This window comes from Gluconobacter sp. P1D12_c, from assembly GCF_018812105.1.
GTDB lineage: Bacteria > Pseudomonadota > Alphaproteobacteria > Acetobacterales > Acetobacteraceae > Gluconobacter > Gluconobacter oxydans_A.
In genome coordinates, this window is sequence record NZ_JACSIQ010000611.1 from 1 (window position 1) to 411 (window position 411).

A 411-nucleotide genomic window follows, 5' to 3' on the forward strand; every position below is an offset into this window, starting at 1 on the left:
GCTTGCCATTAGGTCGCACCACGTGCGACCATAAAGTCGCACAGTGTGCGACCTATTCGGCACTCATACAGAGGTTTCCCACATGCGGAACATGACCCGTCTCAAGACCCCAAAAGATCGGCTTCGTGAAGATCAGGCCGAACAGGTTCGCCAAGCCCTTTTGCCGTTTTTTGACAATCCCGATTTTGACCATGATGCCCTTGGCCGGGTCATGGTCACCGTTCAACGCATTACTACCCCAGCCCCCGGAACAACGGAGCCGTTTGTTATGATCCGTCCCGCACAGAACCGTGCTGTCACCTTGTGGCTAATGAAGAACAGTAAACGTCCAATGAAGGCCGTGGACGTCTGGACGCTCTTGTTCGACCACCTGTTCCCACATACCGGACAGATCATGCTAACCCGCGAAGA

1 pseudogene is annotated in these 411 nt (G+C 54.3%); it reads left to right on the top strand.

The features are described from left to right. Window positions 1-91: 91 nt before the first annotated feature. Window positions 92-411, top strand: a pseudogene (locus KP705_RS18385) (hypothetical protein); the annotation flags it as partial.